Origin of the sequence: Haloarcula sp. JP-L23, from assembly GCF_011602445.1 — an archaeon.
In the GTDB taxonomy this organism is placed as follows: Archaea; Halobacteriota; Halobacteria; order Halobacteriales; family Haloarculaceae; genus Haloarcula; species Haloarcula pellucida.
Genome location: NZ_CP050014.1, coordinates 876916 through 890419 on the forward strand (window position 1 = coordinate 876916; position 13504 = coordinate 890419).

At 63.7% G+C, this 13504-nt stretch carries 14 protein-coding genes; 10 read left to right on the forward strand and 4 right to left on the reverse strand.

Annotated features, from left to right (window positions below; genetic code table 11):
• Positions 1 to 132: 132 nt before the first annotated feature.
• The 6 genes from G9465_RS04410 to flaJ are packed head-to-tail and all read left to right on the forward strand — an operon-like array spanning position 133 to position 6833.
• Positions 133 to 1749: a FlaD/FlaE family flagellar protein gene (locus G9465_RS04410; RefSeq protein WP_166967881.1), complete on the forward strand. Its 1617-nt coding sequence runs from the start codon at positions 133 to 135 to the stop codon at positions 1747 to 1749.
• Entirely contained in the window at positions 1733 to 2176 is a 444-nt protein-coding gene (locus G9465_RS04415) for a flagellin (protein WP_166967883.1), read from the forward strand. Before G9465_RS04410 ends, G9465_RS04415 begins: the two co-directional genes overlap by 17 nt.
• Positions 2177 to 2635: a flagellar protein G gene (locus G9465_RS04420; RefSeq protein ID WP_166967885.1), complete on the forward strand. Its 459-nt coding sequence runs from the start codon at positions 2177 to 2179 to the stop codon at positions 2633 to 2635. It abuts the gene before it with no gap.
• The gene (locus G9465_RS04425) at positions 2632 to 3393 is read left to right on the forward strand and encodes an ATPase domain-containing protein (protein ID WP_166967887.1); all 762 of its coding nucleotides are present in this window, start codon (positions 2632 to 2634) and stop codon (positions 3391 to 3393) included. The genes G9465_RS04420 and G9465_RS04425 overlap by 4 nt, the downstream gene beginning before the upstream one ends.
• A 15-nt stretch (positions 3394 to 3408) precedes the next feature.
• Positions 3409 to 5082: a type II/IV secretion system ATPase subunit gene (locus G9465_RS04430; protein WP_166967889.1), complete on the forward strand. Its 1674-nt coding sequence runs from the start codon at positions 3409 to 3411 to the stop codon at positions 5080 to 5082.
• 2 nt (positions 5083 to 5084) lie between these two features.
• The gene (flaJ, locus tag G9465_RS04435) at positions 5085 to 6833 is read left to right on the forward strand and encodes an archaellar assembly protein FlaJ (protein WP_166967891.1); all 1749 of its coding nucleotides are present in this window, start codon (positions 5085 to 5087) and stop codon (positions 6831 to 6833) included.
• 310 nt (positions 6834 to 7143) lie between these two features.
• Here the strand turns inward: flaJ and G9465_RS04440 are convergent, their stop codons facing one another.
• On the reverse strand, positions 7144 to 9120 hold the full coding sequence (locus G9465_RS04440; protein ID WP_166967893.1) for an aconitate hydratase: 1977 nt from the start codon (positions 9118 to 9120) through the stop codon (positions 7144 to 7146).
• A 138-nt stretch (positions 9121 to 9258) separates the two neighbouring features.
• On the opposite strand from G9465_RS04440, the gene G9465_RS04445 reads away from it, so the two are divergent.
• The 4 genes from G9465_RS04445 (at position 9259) to G9465_RS04460 (ending at position 11421) form a co-directional block, all read left to right on the forward strand.
• A complete protein-coding gene (locus tag G9465_RS04445; RefSeq protein ID WP_166967895.1) occupies positions 9259 to 9723 on the forward strand; it encodes a deoxyuridine 5'-triphosphate nucleotidohydrolase in 465 nt (154 codons plus the stop codon).
• Positions 9724 to 9955: 232 nt separating this feature from the next.
• Positions 9956 to 10618, forward strand: coding sequence for a helix-turn-helix domain-containing protein (locus G9465_RS04450; protein WP_166967897.1), 663 nt, complete (start codon positions 9956 to 9958; stop codon positions 10616 to 10618).
• A gap of 99 nt (positions 10619 to 10717) precedes the next feature.
• Positions 10718 to 10996, forward strand: coding sequence for a HalOD1 output domain-containing protein (locus G9465_RS04455; RefSeq protein WP_166967899.1), 279 nt, complete (start codon positions 10718 to 10720; stop codon positions 10994 to 10996).
• Positions 10997 to 11037: 41 nt separating this feature from the next.
• On the forward strand, positions 11038 to 11421 hold the full coding sequence (locus G9465_RS04460) for a methylglyoxal synthase (RefSeq protein ID WP_166967901.1): 384 nt from the start codon (positions 11038 to 11040) through the stop codon (positions 11419 to 11421).
• Positions 11422 to 11439: 18 nt separating this feature from the next.
• On the opposite strand, the gene queC is transcribed toward G9465_RS04460, so the two are convergent.
• From queC to G9465_RS04475, 3 genes are read right to left on the reverse strand one after another with little or no spacing between them, the layout of a single operon-like run.
• Entirely contained in the window at positions 11440 to 12138 is a 699-nt protein-coding gene (gene queC / locus G9465_RS04465) for a 7-cyano-7-deazaguanine synthase QueC (protein ID WP_166967904.1), read from the reverse strand.
• Between the two features lie 23 nt (positions 12139 to 12161).
• Complete coding sequence (locus tag G9465_RS04470) at positions 12162 to 12950, reverse strand: 7-carboxy-7-deazaguanine synthase QueE (RefSeq protein WP_166967906.1); 789 nt, start codon at positions 12948 to 12950, stop codon at positions 12162 to 12164.
• Positions 12950 to 13399, reverse strand: a complete 450-nt coding sequence (locus G9465_RS04475) for a 6-pyruvoyl tetrahydropterin synthase family protein (protein ID WP_166967908.1) — start codon at positions 13397 to 13399, stop codon at positions 12950 to 12952. The genes G9465_RS04470 and G9465_RS04475 overlap by 1 nt, the downstream gene beginning before the upstream one ends.
• Between the last annotated feature and the right edge of the window lie 105 nt (positions 13400 to 13504).

Here is a 13504-nt window from a genome sequence, read left to right on the forward strand (position 1 = left end):
CGACCCTCTGTAAAATAATCCGGGAGATAAGATAAGAAATTTATGGATGAAAAGAGGAAACTATCGGCTTTATTATCAACGATGATAGGCTAGACGGAATATTCAAGGGTGTTTGCGGCAATTAACTGGCTAATGAGTAGTCTCGCTCTCCTGCCGACGCTGCAGGCACTGGCCCCGGACGTGGTCGCGCTCGTGCCCGCGTTGCTGGTACTCCTCTCCGGAGGCCTCGTCGGTATGAGCATCAAGAACATGTTCGACTCTATCATGTCGGACGACGAGAGCGACGACGGCGACGACGAGATGGCCGACGGCGGTGGGTTGATGGCCGAAGAGGGTGGCGGCGACGACCTCGGCGGCCTCGGCGGACTCGACGACGGCGGCGACGACATGGGCGGGTTCGGTGACGACGAGTTCGGCGACATGGAGGATGCGACCGGGCCGGACACCGACGAACTGGAACACCGAATCGACGAACTGGAAAACGAGGTCGGCAGCCTCTCCTCGACGGTCAACACGGTCCGTACGGAGAACGAATCTATCTCCGAATCGGTCGACGAAGTACAGGAGAACGTCCGGAAGTTACTCGACATCTACGAGATGGTCACCCGCGGGGTCAACCCCTTCGCCGACGACGTCGACGCCGGGATGGGCGGCGGCATGGGTGGCGGCGGGTCGTTCGGCCTGTTCGACGACGACGGCGGTGACGACGAGGAAGCGGACATCGACGACGACGTCGCCACCGCGGACGCCGAGGGCTTCTTCGACGAGGACCTCGTCGAGGACGACGGCGGTGGGATGTCGATGGACGACGGCGACGATATGTTCGGCGACGACGACTTCGGTGGAGACGACTTCGAGGACGACGGCGGTTCGTTCGACGAGGAATTCGACGACTTCGAGGAGGAAGACGACATGAGCATGGACGATGGACTCGACGTGGACGAGGGTGGTAGCGACGACAGCGAGGGCGGGAAGTCCTTCGCCGAACTGAAAGACGAGTACGAGTCGGGCGACGCCGACTGGGCCAGCGGCGACGAGGCCGACGACGAGGCGTCGATGGATGCAGACGAAGAGCTACTGGAAGACGACGGCGACGACCTGCTGGAAGACGACGACGGCGGCCTCGAAAACGACGACCTGTTCGACGAAGTCATCGAGGACGACGGGCTAGGCGACACCGACGACGAAACGGCCGAACCGACCGCCGACGCGGTCGAATCTGACCCGGACCCGGACCCGGAACCCGAAGTCACGTCCGACCCGGACCCGGAACCCGAAGTCACGTCCGACCCGGACCCGGAACCCGAAGTCACGTCCGACCCGGACCCGGAACCCGAAGTCACGCCCGATCCGGAGCCAGAACCGGACCCCGAACCGACGACAGAGGCGAACTCCGACGCCGACAGCGACGGCGGTAAACCGTACCTCCAGACGATGCCTGAGGGCTTTGCCGCTGACCTCATCGTCGTGGAGTGGCTGGAGTTCCTCGTCAGTCAGGCGGGCTACCGCGAGACGTCCCGTGCGATAGACTACTACGAGACCATCGGCTGGATAGACGCGTCCGTCGCCGACACCCTCTCGGAGTACCTCCGTGGGTTCGACGACGTGGACGACACCGGCAGTGGTCTCACCATCGACCACCACACCGAGAGCCTCCGCTACATCTCGCAGTTGGACGACGACAGCGGGGCCGACGCCGTCGCGCTCTCGAAACTCGTCGGAGGTGGTGCCGATGGGCTTCAGCGTTAGTGGCTCGGCGGCCCTCATCTTCGTCGCCATGTTCGTCGGCTTCGGGATGTTCTACTCGGCGACGGCCAACGGCTTCGAGAACGTCAACGACGCCCGCGATGCACAGGCCGACCGGACGCTCGAACAGCAGAACACGGCCATCGACGTGACCGACGTGACCTACAACACGACGGCGGACTCGGTGAACGTCACCGTCGTCAACACGGGGTCGACGGACCTGACCGTCGCCGACGTGGACCTGCTGGCGAACAACGCGTATCTCACGGGCTACCGAACCGCCGTCGACGGCGACGAGACGACGGACATCTGGCTCCCCGAGGAGCAACTCGTCGTCAACGCCACGGGTCTGACGACGGACCCCGGCCGGGTGAAGATCGTCACCGGGCCCGGCGTCTCGGCCGTCGAGACGACGCAGGTGGTGAGCTAGATGGCGAGCGTCTCCGTCTCTCACCTCATCATCTTCATCGCGTCGATGATGATCGCGGCGAGCGTCGCCGGCGTGTTCACCGACAGCATCGGGCAGTTGAGCAACGCCGTCTCCGAACAGGGACTGGACGTCAGTCGCGACGTCCGGACCGACGTCGAAGTCATCTCCGACAGCGGCAGTAGCGCCGTCTACAACAGTGACGGCAACGAGAACGTCACGCTCCACGTCAAAAACACCGGGTCCGAACCACTCGGTGCCGACCCCGGACAGATGGACCTGTTCCTCGACGGGCAGTTCGTCTCGAACTTCGGGGTGACGCTGCTCGACGGTACCGACGGCGTCTGGCGCCCCGGGACGGTGGTCCGCGTCGAGATAGCGACGTCCGGACTGTCGGCGGGTGACCACCGCGTCAAGATAATCGTCAACGGCGACGAGGAGGTGTTCAGGTTCCGAGCATGAGTCTCGCAAGTACCGACCTGTTCTCGCTGGGACTGGACGACCACGACCGACTGAACAAGGAACTGGGTGGCGGCATCCCGCCGGGCAGTATCATCCTCGTCGAGGGTGACTACGGGGCCGGCAAGTCCGCGATGAGCCAGCGGTTCACCTACGGCCTCTGTGAGGAAGGCCACGACGTGACCTACCTCTCGACGGAACTCACCGTCGGGAGTTTCTTAGACCAGATGCACTCGCTGTCCTACGACATGGTCGACCACATCCTCGACGAGGACGTCCTCTTTTTGCACGCGGACATCGGGGACTCGAACACGTTCTCCGGCGGCGACGAGGAACAGGAGCGAAAGGAACTGCTCCGCCGCCTGATGGAGGCGGAGGTGATGTGGGACGCCGACGTCGTCGTCATCGACACGTTCGACGCTATCCTCCGGAACGATCCGAAGTTCGAGGCGCTGGTCCGTCAGAACGATGAGCGACAGGCGGCCCTCGAAATCATCTCCTTTTTCAGGGACATCATCTCCGAGGGCAAGTGCATCATGCTCACCGTCGACCCCTCGACGCTGGACGAGGAGGCCATCGGCCCGTTCCGGGCCATCGCCGACGTGTTCATCGAACTGGAGATGATCGAAGTCGGCAACGATACGCGCCGGCAGATCAACGTCCTCCGCTTTGCCGGTATGGGTGAACAGGTCGGTGACACCATCGGGTTCTCGGTGCGGTCGGGGACCGGCATCGTCATCGAATCGCGGAGCGTCGCCTAAGAGGTGTTCTAAGATATGACAGACCACGGACGTGCGAAACCCTCGGACGAACTTCGACAGATAGCGGCCCGGCGGCCGCATCTCCGGGATCACCTCAAGAAGTTCAAACAGATTACCGGGGAGTTCCCGATGCTCATCGACGAGGCCGACAGCGAGTACGAGTCCAAGCGCCCGAACGTCCTCTACCCCGTCGGGGGCCCCATCTTCTGTCACATCTACGGCGACATCGGGCAGGACATGAAGTACTACGCCATCGAACCGGAACTGGACCAGGAGGAACAGGTCGTCTTCGGGAAGGTCCGCAACCGACTCCTCCAGAAGAGCGTCAACAAACCCGCCCCGGAAGACGAGGCGGAGTACGACGACCGAATCGAGGAACTCCTTCAGGAGACGACACGCGTCCGCGACGAAGACGCCGAGAGCGGCGTCCTCACCCGTCTGTCGAATCTCACCGACGTCGGCAGCGTCGAGGTGACTCAGTCCACCTACGAGAACATCCTCTACCGACTCAACCGCGACATCGTCGGTCTCGGGCCGCTCGAACCGGTCATGCGCGACCCGGCCAACGAGGACATCCACGTCATCGGCCGGAGCGAGTGCCACGTCGATCACGGCGTCTACGGGATGCTGGAGACGACGGTGGAGTGGCAGAGCGAGGAGGCGTTCGACCAGTGGCTTCGGAACATGGGCGAACGGATGGGCGACCCGGTCTCTGACTCGGACCCTATCGTCGACTCGACGCTCCCGGACGGGTCGCGTCTGAACCTCATCTACTCCGACGACGTGAGCCTCAAAGGCCCGTCGCTCACCATCCGTCAAGGCGATGAGATTCCCCTCTCCATCTTCCAGATTACGAAGTGGATGACGCTCTCGCCGGAACTGGCGGCGTACCTCTGGCTCTGTCTAGAGAACGAACAGACGGTGTTCGTCGTCGGGGAGACCGCCTCCGGGAAGACGACGACGCTGAACGCCATCACCTCGTTCATCCCCGACGACGCGAAGATTTACACCGCAGAGGACACCGCCGAGGTGCTGCCGCCACACAACACGTGGCAGCAACTCCTCACTCGCGAGGGCGAAGACGAGGGGACCAGCATCGACATGTTCGACCTCGTCGCGGCCGCACTCCGGTCGCGCCCCGACTACATCATCGTGGGGGAGGTTCGTGGCGAAGAGGGTCGGATGGCGTTCCAGGCGGCCCAGACCGGCCACCCGGTGATGCTGACCTTCCACGCCAGCGACATCGTCTCGATGATTCAGCGCTTCACCGGCGAACCAATCAACGTTCCAGAGACGTTCATGGACGTCGCCGACGTGGCGCTGTTCCAGAACCGCGTCAAGCAGGGCGATAAGGTCTTGCGCCGTGTCACGAGCGTACAGGAGATCGAAGGCTACTCCAAGGAGATGGACGGTGTCGTCACCCGACAGGTGTTTAACTGGGACCCCGTCGAGGACGAAATCGTCTTCCAGGGGATGAACAACTCGTTCGTCCTCGAAGAACAGATCGCGACGCTGCTTGGGTACGAGGACACCCGTGACATCTACGACGACCTGCGCTTTCGCGCCGACATGATCGAACGCGCGATCCAGGAGGGCATTCTGGGATACCACGAAGTCAACGACTTCATCTCCGACTTCCAGCGTGACGGCGTCGAGGGGATTCCGTTCAACATCTCGCGGCCCAACTAACGATGGCCCAGAGCGAAGCAGAGAGCGGTATCGACCTCACCATCACCGAGACCGTCCAGAGTCTCGTCGAGTCGTACCGCCAGATGACGATTCCGCTGGAGCGGTACCTCTTTTTCATCCTGTTGCCGTCCGTGGCCTTTTTCGTCGTCTCGACGGTTGCGGCGCTGTTGCTCGACCTCCCGATGGCTATCCGTGCGCCGATTCCGCTGTTGGGCTTTCTCGCGATGACGTCGGCCATCTTCTACCCGAAGATTCTGCTGAGCCAGCGAAAGCGCGAACTCAACAACCGCTTTCACCTCTTGATCACCCACATGACCGTGCTGGCGACGACGAAAATCGACCGCATGGAGGTGTTTCGCACCCTGGCACAGGAAGAGGAGTACGGCGAACTCGCCATGGAGATGCACCGCATCACCCAACTGGTCGACACGTGGAACCAGAGCCTCGATGACGCCTGTCGCCGCCGCGCGAAGGAGGTGCCAAGCGACGCCTTCTCGGATTTCCTCGACCGACTCGCCTACACGCTTGGTGCCGGCCAGTCACTGGAGGACTACCTCCTCTCCGAACAGGAGCAGATTATCCAGCACTACACCACCGTCTACCGGAGTTCGCTGGACAGTCTGGAGGTCATGAAAGACCTCTACCTCTCGATGATCCTCTCGATGACGTTCGCGCTGGTGTTCGCCGTCGTCCTCCCGGTGCTCACCGGGACGAACCCGACGATGACGGTCAGTGCCGTCATCGTGATGTTCATCTTCGTCCAGTCCGGGTTCTTCCTCGCGATTCGCTCGATGGCCCCCTACGACCCGGTCTGGTTCCACCCCGAAGAGTACCCCTCGCCGATAGAGGAGCGACTCGACAAGTCGATGTACGCCGGCGTCGGACTTTCCGTGGTGCTCGCGTTCGTCACCGTGGGCGGCATGTTCGGCATCTCGCCGATCACGCTGGGTGACTTGCTTTTCTTCCTCGATACCGTCCCCCTGCCGTTCTACGCCGTCGTCCCCATCACGCCGATGATTATCCCCGGCATCGTCTTCCGGCAGGAAGAACAGAAAGTCAAGGCCCGCGACGAGGAGTTCCCCAGTTTCATCCGGGCACTGGGTGCCACCGAAGGCGCCAAGCAGTCGACGACGGGGATGGTGCTTCGCACCCTCCGCAAGAAGGACTTCGGACCGCTGACCGCGAACATCGACGACCTGTACAAACGGCTCAACATGCGTATCGAACCGACGGCGGCCTGGCGCTTTTTCACCGCCGACTGTCGTTCCTACCTCATTCAGACGTTCTCCGAGATGTATCTCATCGGGCGAGAGATGGGTGGGTCACCGAAGCAACTGGGTGAACTCATCGCCTCGAACATGAATCAGGTGCTCCAACTGCGACAGAAGCGCAAACAGGCGACGACGACGCTCGTCGGTCTGCTGTACGGGATTACGGCAGCCTCGACGTTCGCGTTCTTCATCGGCCTGCAAGTCGTCAACATCCTCGCACAGATGTCGCTGAACCTCAACGCCGGGAGCCGGCTGGACGTGAACTCACTCATCAACACCGGCGTCTACAACATCCCGCTCATCGAGTTCCTGTTGGTCATCATCATCATGTTCTCGGCGATGCTGTCGTCGCTGATGATCCGGACCGTCGACGGCGGCCACAAGGCCAACACCTACATGCACTTCGTCGTCCTCTCGTGGATCGGCGCCATCACCGGCACCTTCACGAAGTGGCTGGTGACGCAGTTCCTCGCTATCTAACGACCACTTTTTGCAGTCGTTCGAGAGAGCGAACCTCTCTCGTGATGACGAAAGACGGCTTCGCCGTCTTTCGAACCACACGGGGTTTCCTCGCTCGCTTTGCTCGCTGCGGGAACCCCGTACTCCAAAAACGCGGGGAAAACTACCGGAAATAGCGGCGTCGCCGCGCTTCCGGGGAAACCGCGCCTGCGGTGCGGATGCTCGTAGTGGGCCTGCCCGCACCCGGGTCGCGGCACGGCGACCGCTCCCGGCCGTAGTCGCGACGCTCACGGACTGGCGCGAAAGAAAATAGCGCGGTTCGAGTGCCGAGTTAGTCGTCGGCGGGCGTCGCGCCGCTGCCCTCTTCGTGCTGCTGTTTCGTGTGCGAGAGCTTGCCACCAGCGGCGAGGATCTCGCGCTCGCGCGGGGAGGCGTCGAGGTAGCCGGTCGCTTCCCAGTCGTCGTTGACGCGGATCGTGAACTCCTCGTCGCCGGAGCGGACGGCCTCGGCGGTGTCGTCGACGATCTCGATGTCGTCGCCCTGATCGATGCGCTCGTAGGTCTCCTCGTCGATTTCGAGGGGGACGATACCGAAGTTGAACAGGTTCGCCTTGTGGATGCGGGCGAAGCTCTGTGCGAGGACGGTCTCGATACCGAGGTACATCGGGCAGAGGGCCGCGTGCTCGCGCGAGGAGCCCTGCCCGTAGTTCTCGCCTGCGACGAGGACGCCGCCGTCGGACTCAAGCGCGCGCTCCGCGAACGTGTCGTCGACGCGCGAGAGCGTGAACTCCGAGAGCTTCGGCACGTTGGACCGGTACATCAGGATGTCCTGCGTGGCCGGGATGATGTGGTCCGTCGTGATGTTGTCCTCCATCTTGAGGAGGGCTTCACCGCCGACGTCGGCCTCCAGCGGGTCCTTCAGCGGGACGTCGCCGATGTTCGGGCCCTTGATGAGGTCGTCGTCGACGGCCTCGTCGGGGGCGATGAGGTCCGATTCGGAGTTGCCGATGTACTCGTCGGGCATCTCCAGGCCGGGCGCCTCGAGGTCGCCGAGTTCGTCGGCGAGGTTGCGCGGGTCCACGATTTCGCCCTTGAGCGCCGCCGCGGTGGCGACTTCCGGTGAGCAGAGGTAGACGTTGTCGTCCTCGATGCCGGAGCGGCCCTCGAAGTTGCGGTTGAAGGTCCGCAGCGAGACCGAATCCGAAGCCGGGACGTGGCCGATGCCGATACAGGCACCACACGTCGCCTCGGAGAAGTTGACGCCGGCCGCCATCATCTCCGCGGTCCAGCCCTGTCGGGCCAGCATCTCGGAGGCCTGCTTCGACCCGGGGGCGACGATCATCTCGGTCTTCTTGTCGATGTTGCGCCCCTCGAGCATCTTCGCCGAGGGCAGGATGTCCTCGTAGGCGCCGTTCGTACAGGAGCCGATGATGACCTGCTCGACGTCGACGCCCTCGACTTCGCTGACGGGGACGACGTTGTCCGGCATGGAGGGCTCGGCGATGAGCGGTTCGAGGTCCGAGAGGTCGACGACGATTTCGTCGTCGTACTCGGCGTCTTCGTCGGGACCGATCTCGACGAACTCGTCCTCGCGGCCGAGGCGTTCGAGGTAGTCCTCGGTCTGCTCGTCCGTCGGGAAGATCGAGGAGGTGGCACCGAGTTCGGTACCCATGTTGGTGATGGTCGTCCGCTCGGGGACGGTCAGCGTCTCGACGCCGGGGCCGGTGTATTCGAGCACCTTGCCGACGCCACCCTTGACCGAGAGGCGGCGGAGAAGCTCTAAGATGACGTCCTTGGCGGTGGCCCACTCGGGCAGTTCGCCTTCGAGACGCACGTTGACGACTTCGGGCATGTCGATGTAGTAGGCGCCGCCACCCATCGCGACGGCGACGTCCAGCCCACCCGAACCGATGGCGAGTTCGCCGAGGCCACCGGGCGTCGGGGTGTGGGAGTCCGAGCCGAGCATCGTCTTGCCGGGCGCGGCGAAGTTCTCCTTGTGGACGTTGTGACAGATACCGTTGCCGGGGCGCGAGAAATGCGCACCGAACGTCCCCGCGGCCGAGCGGAGGAAGCGGTGGTCGTCCGTGTTCTTGAAGTCGAACTGGTAGGTCTGGTGGTCACAGTACTGGGCGGCCAGTTCCGTCTGGACCTCTTCGAGACCCAGCGCCTCGAACTGTAGCCAGACGAGCGTGCCGGTCGTGTCCTGTGTGAGCACCTGATCGATCTCGATACCGATCTCTTCTCCGGGTGTGAGTTCCCCTTCGACGAGATGGTCGTCGAGAATCTTTTCCGTGAGCGTCTGTCCCATAACGTCCCCATGTCGATTGCCAGCGCGTATAAATCCCGCGTATTCCGCCCTATTTTTCATCGACCGCTACCGATGTCGGTCGGTTTTTTTGGGCGGACAAACAGCAGCGTTTTCGCCGTGGGCGTTGGACCCACCGCCATGTTCAAGAGTGGCGCGTTCGTCGCCGACAGACTCGGCGACGTGCGGGAGGCACAGGTGCAACCGAACGGCGTCGATCTGACGCTGGGCGCGGTGTACGAACAGATCGAACCCGGACGAATCGAACAGGGCGGCAAGACGGTCGGCGAACGCAGGGAACTCGACGCCGAGGACGGCGTCTACTCGTTGGAGCGAGGCGGCTACGTCGTCGAGTACGCCGACCGGGTGGTCATCCCGGAGGGACACGTCGGCTTTCTGTACCCTCGATCCTCGCTGCTACGCAACTCCTGTATGCTGGATACGGCCGTCTGGGACGCCGGCTACGAGGGACGCGGCGAGGGCCTGTTAGAGGTCCACCATCCCATCGAACTGGCGGAAGGCGCCCGCATCGCCCAACTCGTTCTCGCGGAGGCGGCCCACGAGGGGACCTACGAGGGGTCGTACCAGCGCGAGAACCTCGACTGAGCCGTCGACGCCGGACCGGCACGCACGTCCCCGGCCGACGGGACTGTCCGTGCCACGGCAAACCGTGACGTGAAGCGTGTATGTTTAAGTAATACCACTCGGTAATATCGACTGGTGTCTCGGGTCGCCGGGCCATGCCTCTGACAGCACGTTCCCCGTTTCCCGGACACCATTTTCCCGTCGGACGGTTGTCTGCCTGAGTTTTATATCATCACCGCCCGGACGTGACGACATGATTGTAGAATTTCACGTAGAGACAGGGTTCCTTCGTGAGGTCGGTGGGTCGGCCGCCGACGGGGTCACGATGCAACATCTCCAGTGTACCGAAGACGGGTGCCGAACCGTGGTCTGGGTCGGGACAGACGAGAAACATAGCGTCGACGCGACACTGGTAAGCGACGACCGCGTCGCCAGAGCGGTCCACGTCGGGCCGGAGGCCGGCGGCCACTGGTACGTCGTCCACACGACGGACGGACCGCTCACCACTATCGGCAACGGGCTATTGCGTACCGACGGCGTGTTCGTCCGTGCGACCTGTGACGAGGGTGGCTGGTCGATCCGCGGGCGCTTCCCCGACCGGAGCGCCGTCCTCACGTTCCGCGAACACGTCGTCGCGGAGAATCTGGACGTCGACGTCCGCTCGATGATTGAGGACGACGCCGACGAAGCGACGGAGACGTTCGGCGTGACCGACCCGCAGCGAGAGGTCCTCCTGCTCGCACTCGAAGAAGGGTACTTCACCGTCCCGCGGGACGCGTCGCTCTCGGATCTGGCTGGCGTCCTCGACATCTCCAGTCAGGCGGCCTCCGAACGACTGCGACGCGGCACTGGGACGCTCGTCGAGCAGACGCTCGCCGCACCGGACCGACACCAGCTCGGGTTACCGAACAAATGACTCCCGTACGCCTCGGCGACCACTCCGGAGAGGACCGGTTATTTCACGTTCTGAAACCACGCACAGCCCGTTATATCGTTTGACGGAGTAGATGCTCGTATGAAATCGGACGACGGAACAGTGTACATGATACGGGGTGGTGCCGCCGGTGAGGGCAGCGACGAGTGGATCAGCCCCGAACCTGCAGCGGAAGTAATCATCGACGCCGTCGCGGCGGCGACAGATCTCGACCGCGACGACGTCGACGCGATCGAGTCGTACGTCGACGCCGCCGACCTCCGTGCGGTCGTCGGCGACGGTGACCGCGAGTCGATCACCTTCGACGTGGAGAACCACGAAGTGACCGTGACGGCCGCCGGGGACGTCACCGTGGCGTAGGCGTCGATACCACTTTGCCGGCGGCCCACGTTGACCGCGATATGGTACGCGTTGCACTCATTGCTCACGACGACGAGAAGCCGGAGATGATAGACCTCGTCGAAGCCTACGAGGGTGTCCTCTCGGAGCTCGACCTCGTCAGTACGGGCACGACCGGAAAGCGGATCATGGAGGAGACGGACCTCACTATCGACCGCAAGCAGAGCGGCCCCCTCGGCGGCGACACCCAGATCGGCGCGCTGGTGGCCGAAGACAAGATGGACGCCATCGTCTTCCTCCGCGACCCGCTGACGGCACAGCCACACGAACCGGACATCTCCGCGCTCTTGCGTATCTGTGACGTTCACGACGTGCCGCTCGCGACCACGCGGACCGCTGCCGAGTACGTCTTAGACGGCGTCGCCGCCGACATCGAGACGGAGTGACCGACCTGCCGACGTCGCTCAGTCGGCGTACTCCGGCCGCTCTTCGTACGGTATCGGATCCCGTTCGTCGAGTCGCTGGAACGCTTCTAGGCGGAACGCACAGGCGTCGCAGGTGCCACACGCGGGTTCGTCGCTGCGGTAACATGACCACGTGTCGGCGTACGGGACCCCAAGCTCGAGCCCGCGCTCGGCGATGTCCGTCTTCGACCACTCGACGAACGGTGTGACGAGCGTTATCTCCGTCTCGGGTTTCGTTCCGACGTCGACGACTCGCTGGAACGCCTCGAAAAAGGCGGGCCGGCAGTCGGGGTACCCCGAGAAGTCCTCGCTGTGAGCACCGATAAACACCGCCGAGCAACCGTTGGCCTCCGCGTAGGAGACGGCCATCGACAGCAGGTTGGCGTTCCGGAACGGGACGTAGGAACTCGGAATCTCGTCGCTCTCGGTGTCGGCGTCGGCGACGGTCATCTCCTCGTCGGTGAGCGAGGACCCGCCGATCTGCTGGAGGTGACTCGTCTCGACGTGACAGAAGTCCGCCGCGTCGACGTGGTCGACCAGCGATCGCGCACACTCGAACTCTCGTTGCTCGGTGTTCTGGCCGTAACTGGTGTGCAGCAGGTACAGGTCGTCGTACCCGCGGGACTGTGCTTCGTAGGCCGCCGTGGCGCTGTCCATCCCGCCGGAGGCGAGGACGACAGCGCGGTCGTCGTGTATCATCGGTCGGTGTCGTCGTTCGGTGGTCACGTACCCGGTGCGTCGTTCCAGAGGTCGACGTGTAGGCGCGGCGTGTAGCGGTAGCCGTACTCGATGGCGAGGTCTGCGACGACCTCGCGGGTCTGTTCGAGTCGCTCGCGCGTCTGGCCTTCCGGCATCAACAGGACCCGGTCGTCGGGGACGGCGGCGTCGGCCGCCTCGCGTACGCGAGAGACGAGACGTTCTATCTCGCCGATGTCTTCGGGGCCGGTGACGACGAACTTCAGTTGCGTCTCGTAGGTGTCGACCAGTTCGGCGAGCGTCGGCACGTCGAGTCGCCGGTCCTCGTGGCGGTCCGCCCACTCGCCGTCGCCTTTCGGATCCCGGTCGGCAGTGGGCGTACTGGAGGCGAGTTTGGGGCTGACGCTCGCGAGGTCGATGGCCGCGTCCCGGTAGATGGTCCCGTTGGTCTCGACGGTGGTGTGGTACCCACGGTCGCCCAGTTCGTCCAGCAGGTCGACGCTGGCCTCGTGGACGAGCGGTTCGCCGCCGGTCAGGACGACGTGGTCGGCGTCGTACGTCTCGACGGCGGCCGCGACGTCGTCGACGCTGTACCAGTCGCCGGTCGGTTCCCACGAAGTGTGATAGGAGTCACAGAACCAGCAACGGAGGTTACAGCCGCTCGTGCGGACGAAGACGGATGGGACGCCGGCCAGTCGGCCCTCGCCCTGGAGCGAGCAGAACAGTTCGTTGATGGGCAGGTCGTCCCCGGACCGTGCGTCGTCCGTCCGTTCGACCGCCTCGTCGAGGCCGTCGGTGTCGCTAGCGACGGGCATCAGCGAGTGCAGAGTTCGCTCGTCTCCCGGACCGACACCGAGACGTCGGAGACGGTGTCCGGGAGGCGGTCGCTCAGTCGCGATTCGAGGACGACGGCCATCACCTCGGCCGTCGGCGGGTGGTTCAGCACGACGAGGGCGTCGCCGTCGCCGCTCGTCTCGAACGCCTCGATGAGCGGGTCCCCGCGTTCCAGCAGGAAGCGGTGGTCCCACTCCTCGATGACGCCCGTCACGTCGCCCTTATCGACGACCCACCCCTCGTCGGTGAGTTCCCCGGTCACCCGAACCGTCACCTCGTAGTTGTGGCCGTGGGGGCGCGAGCACTTCCCGTCGTGGTGCATGAGCCGATGGCCAGCCGAGAGACGGATGGGGCGGTCGCCGCCGACGACGAGCTCTCGCTCCCCGGCCGCCGTGACCGGTTCCTCGACCGATGATATTCGTTGAGTCATACCACGAGATTATCGGTGGCGGAAATAAATGGTTCGGACGGCGGCCGGCACCCGTGTCGACCGCTTACTCGCCGCAAACGATAGGTCGGTGCAGTCCTCAGGGAG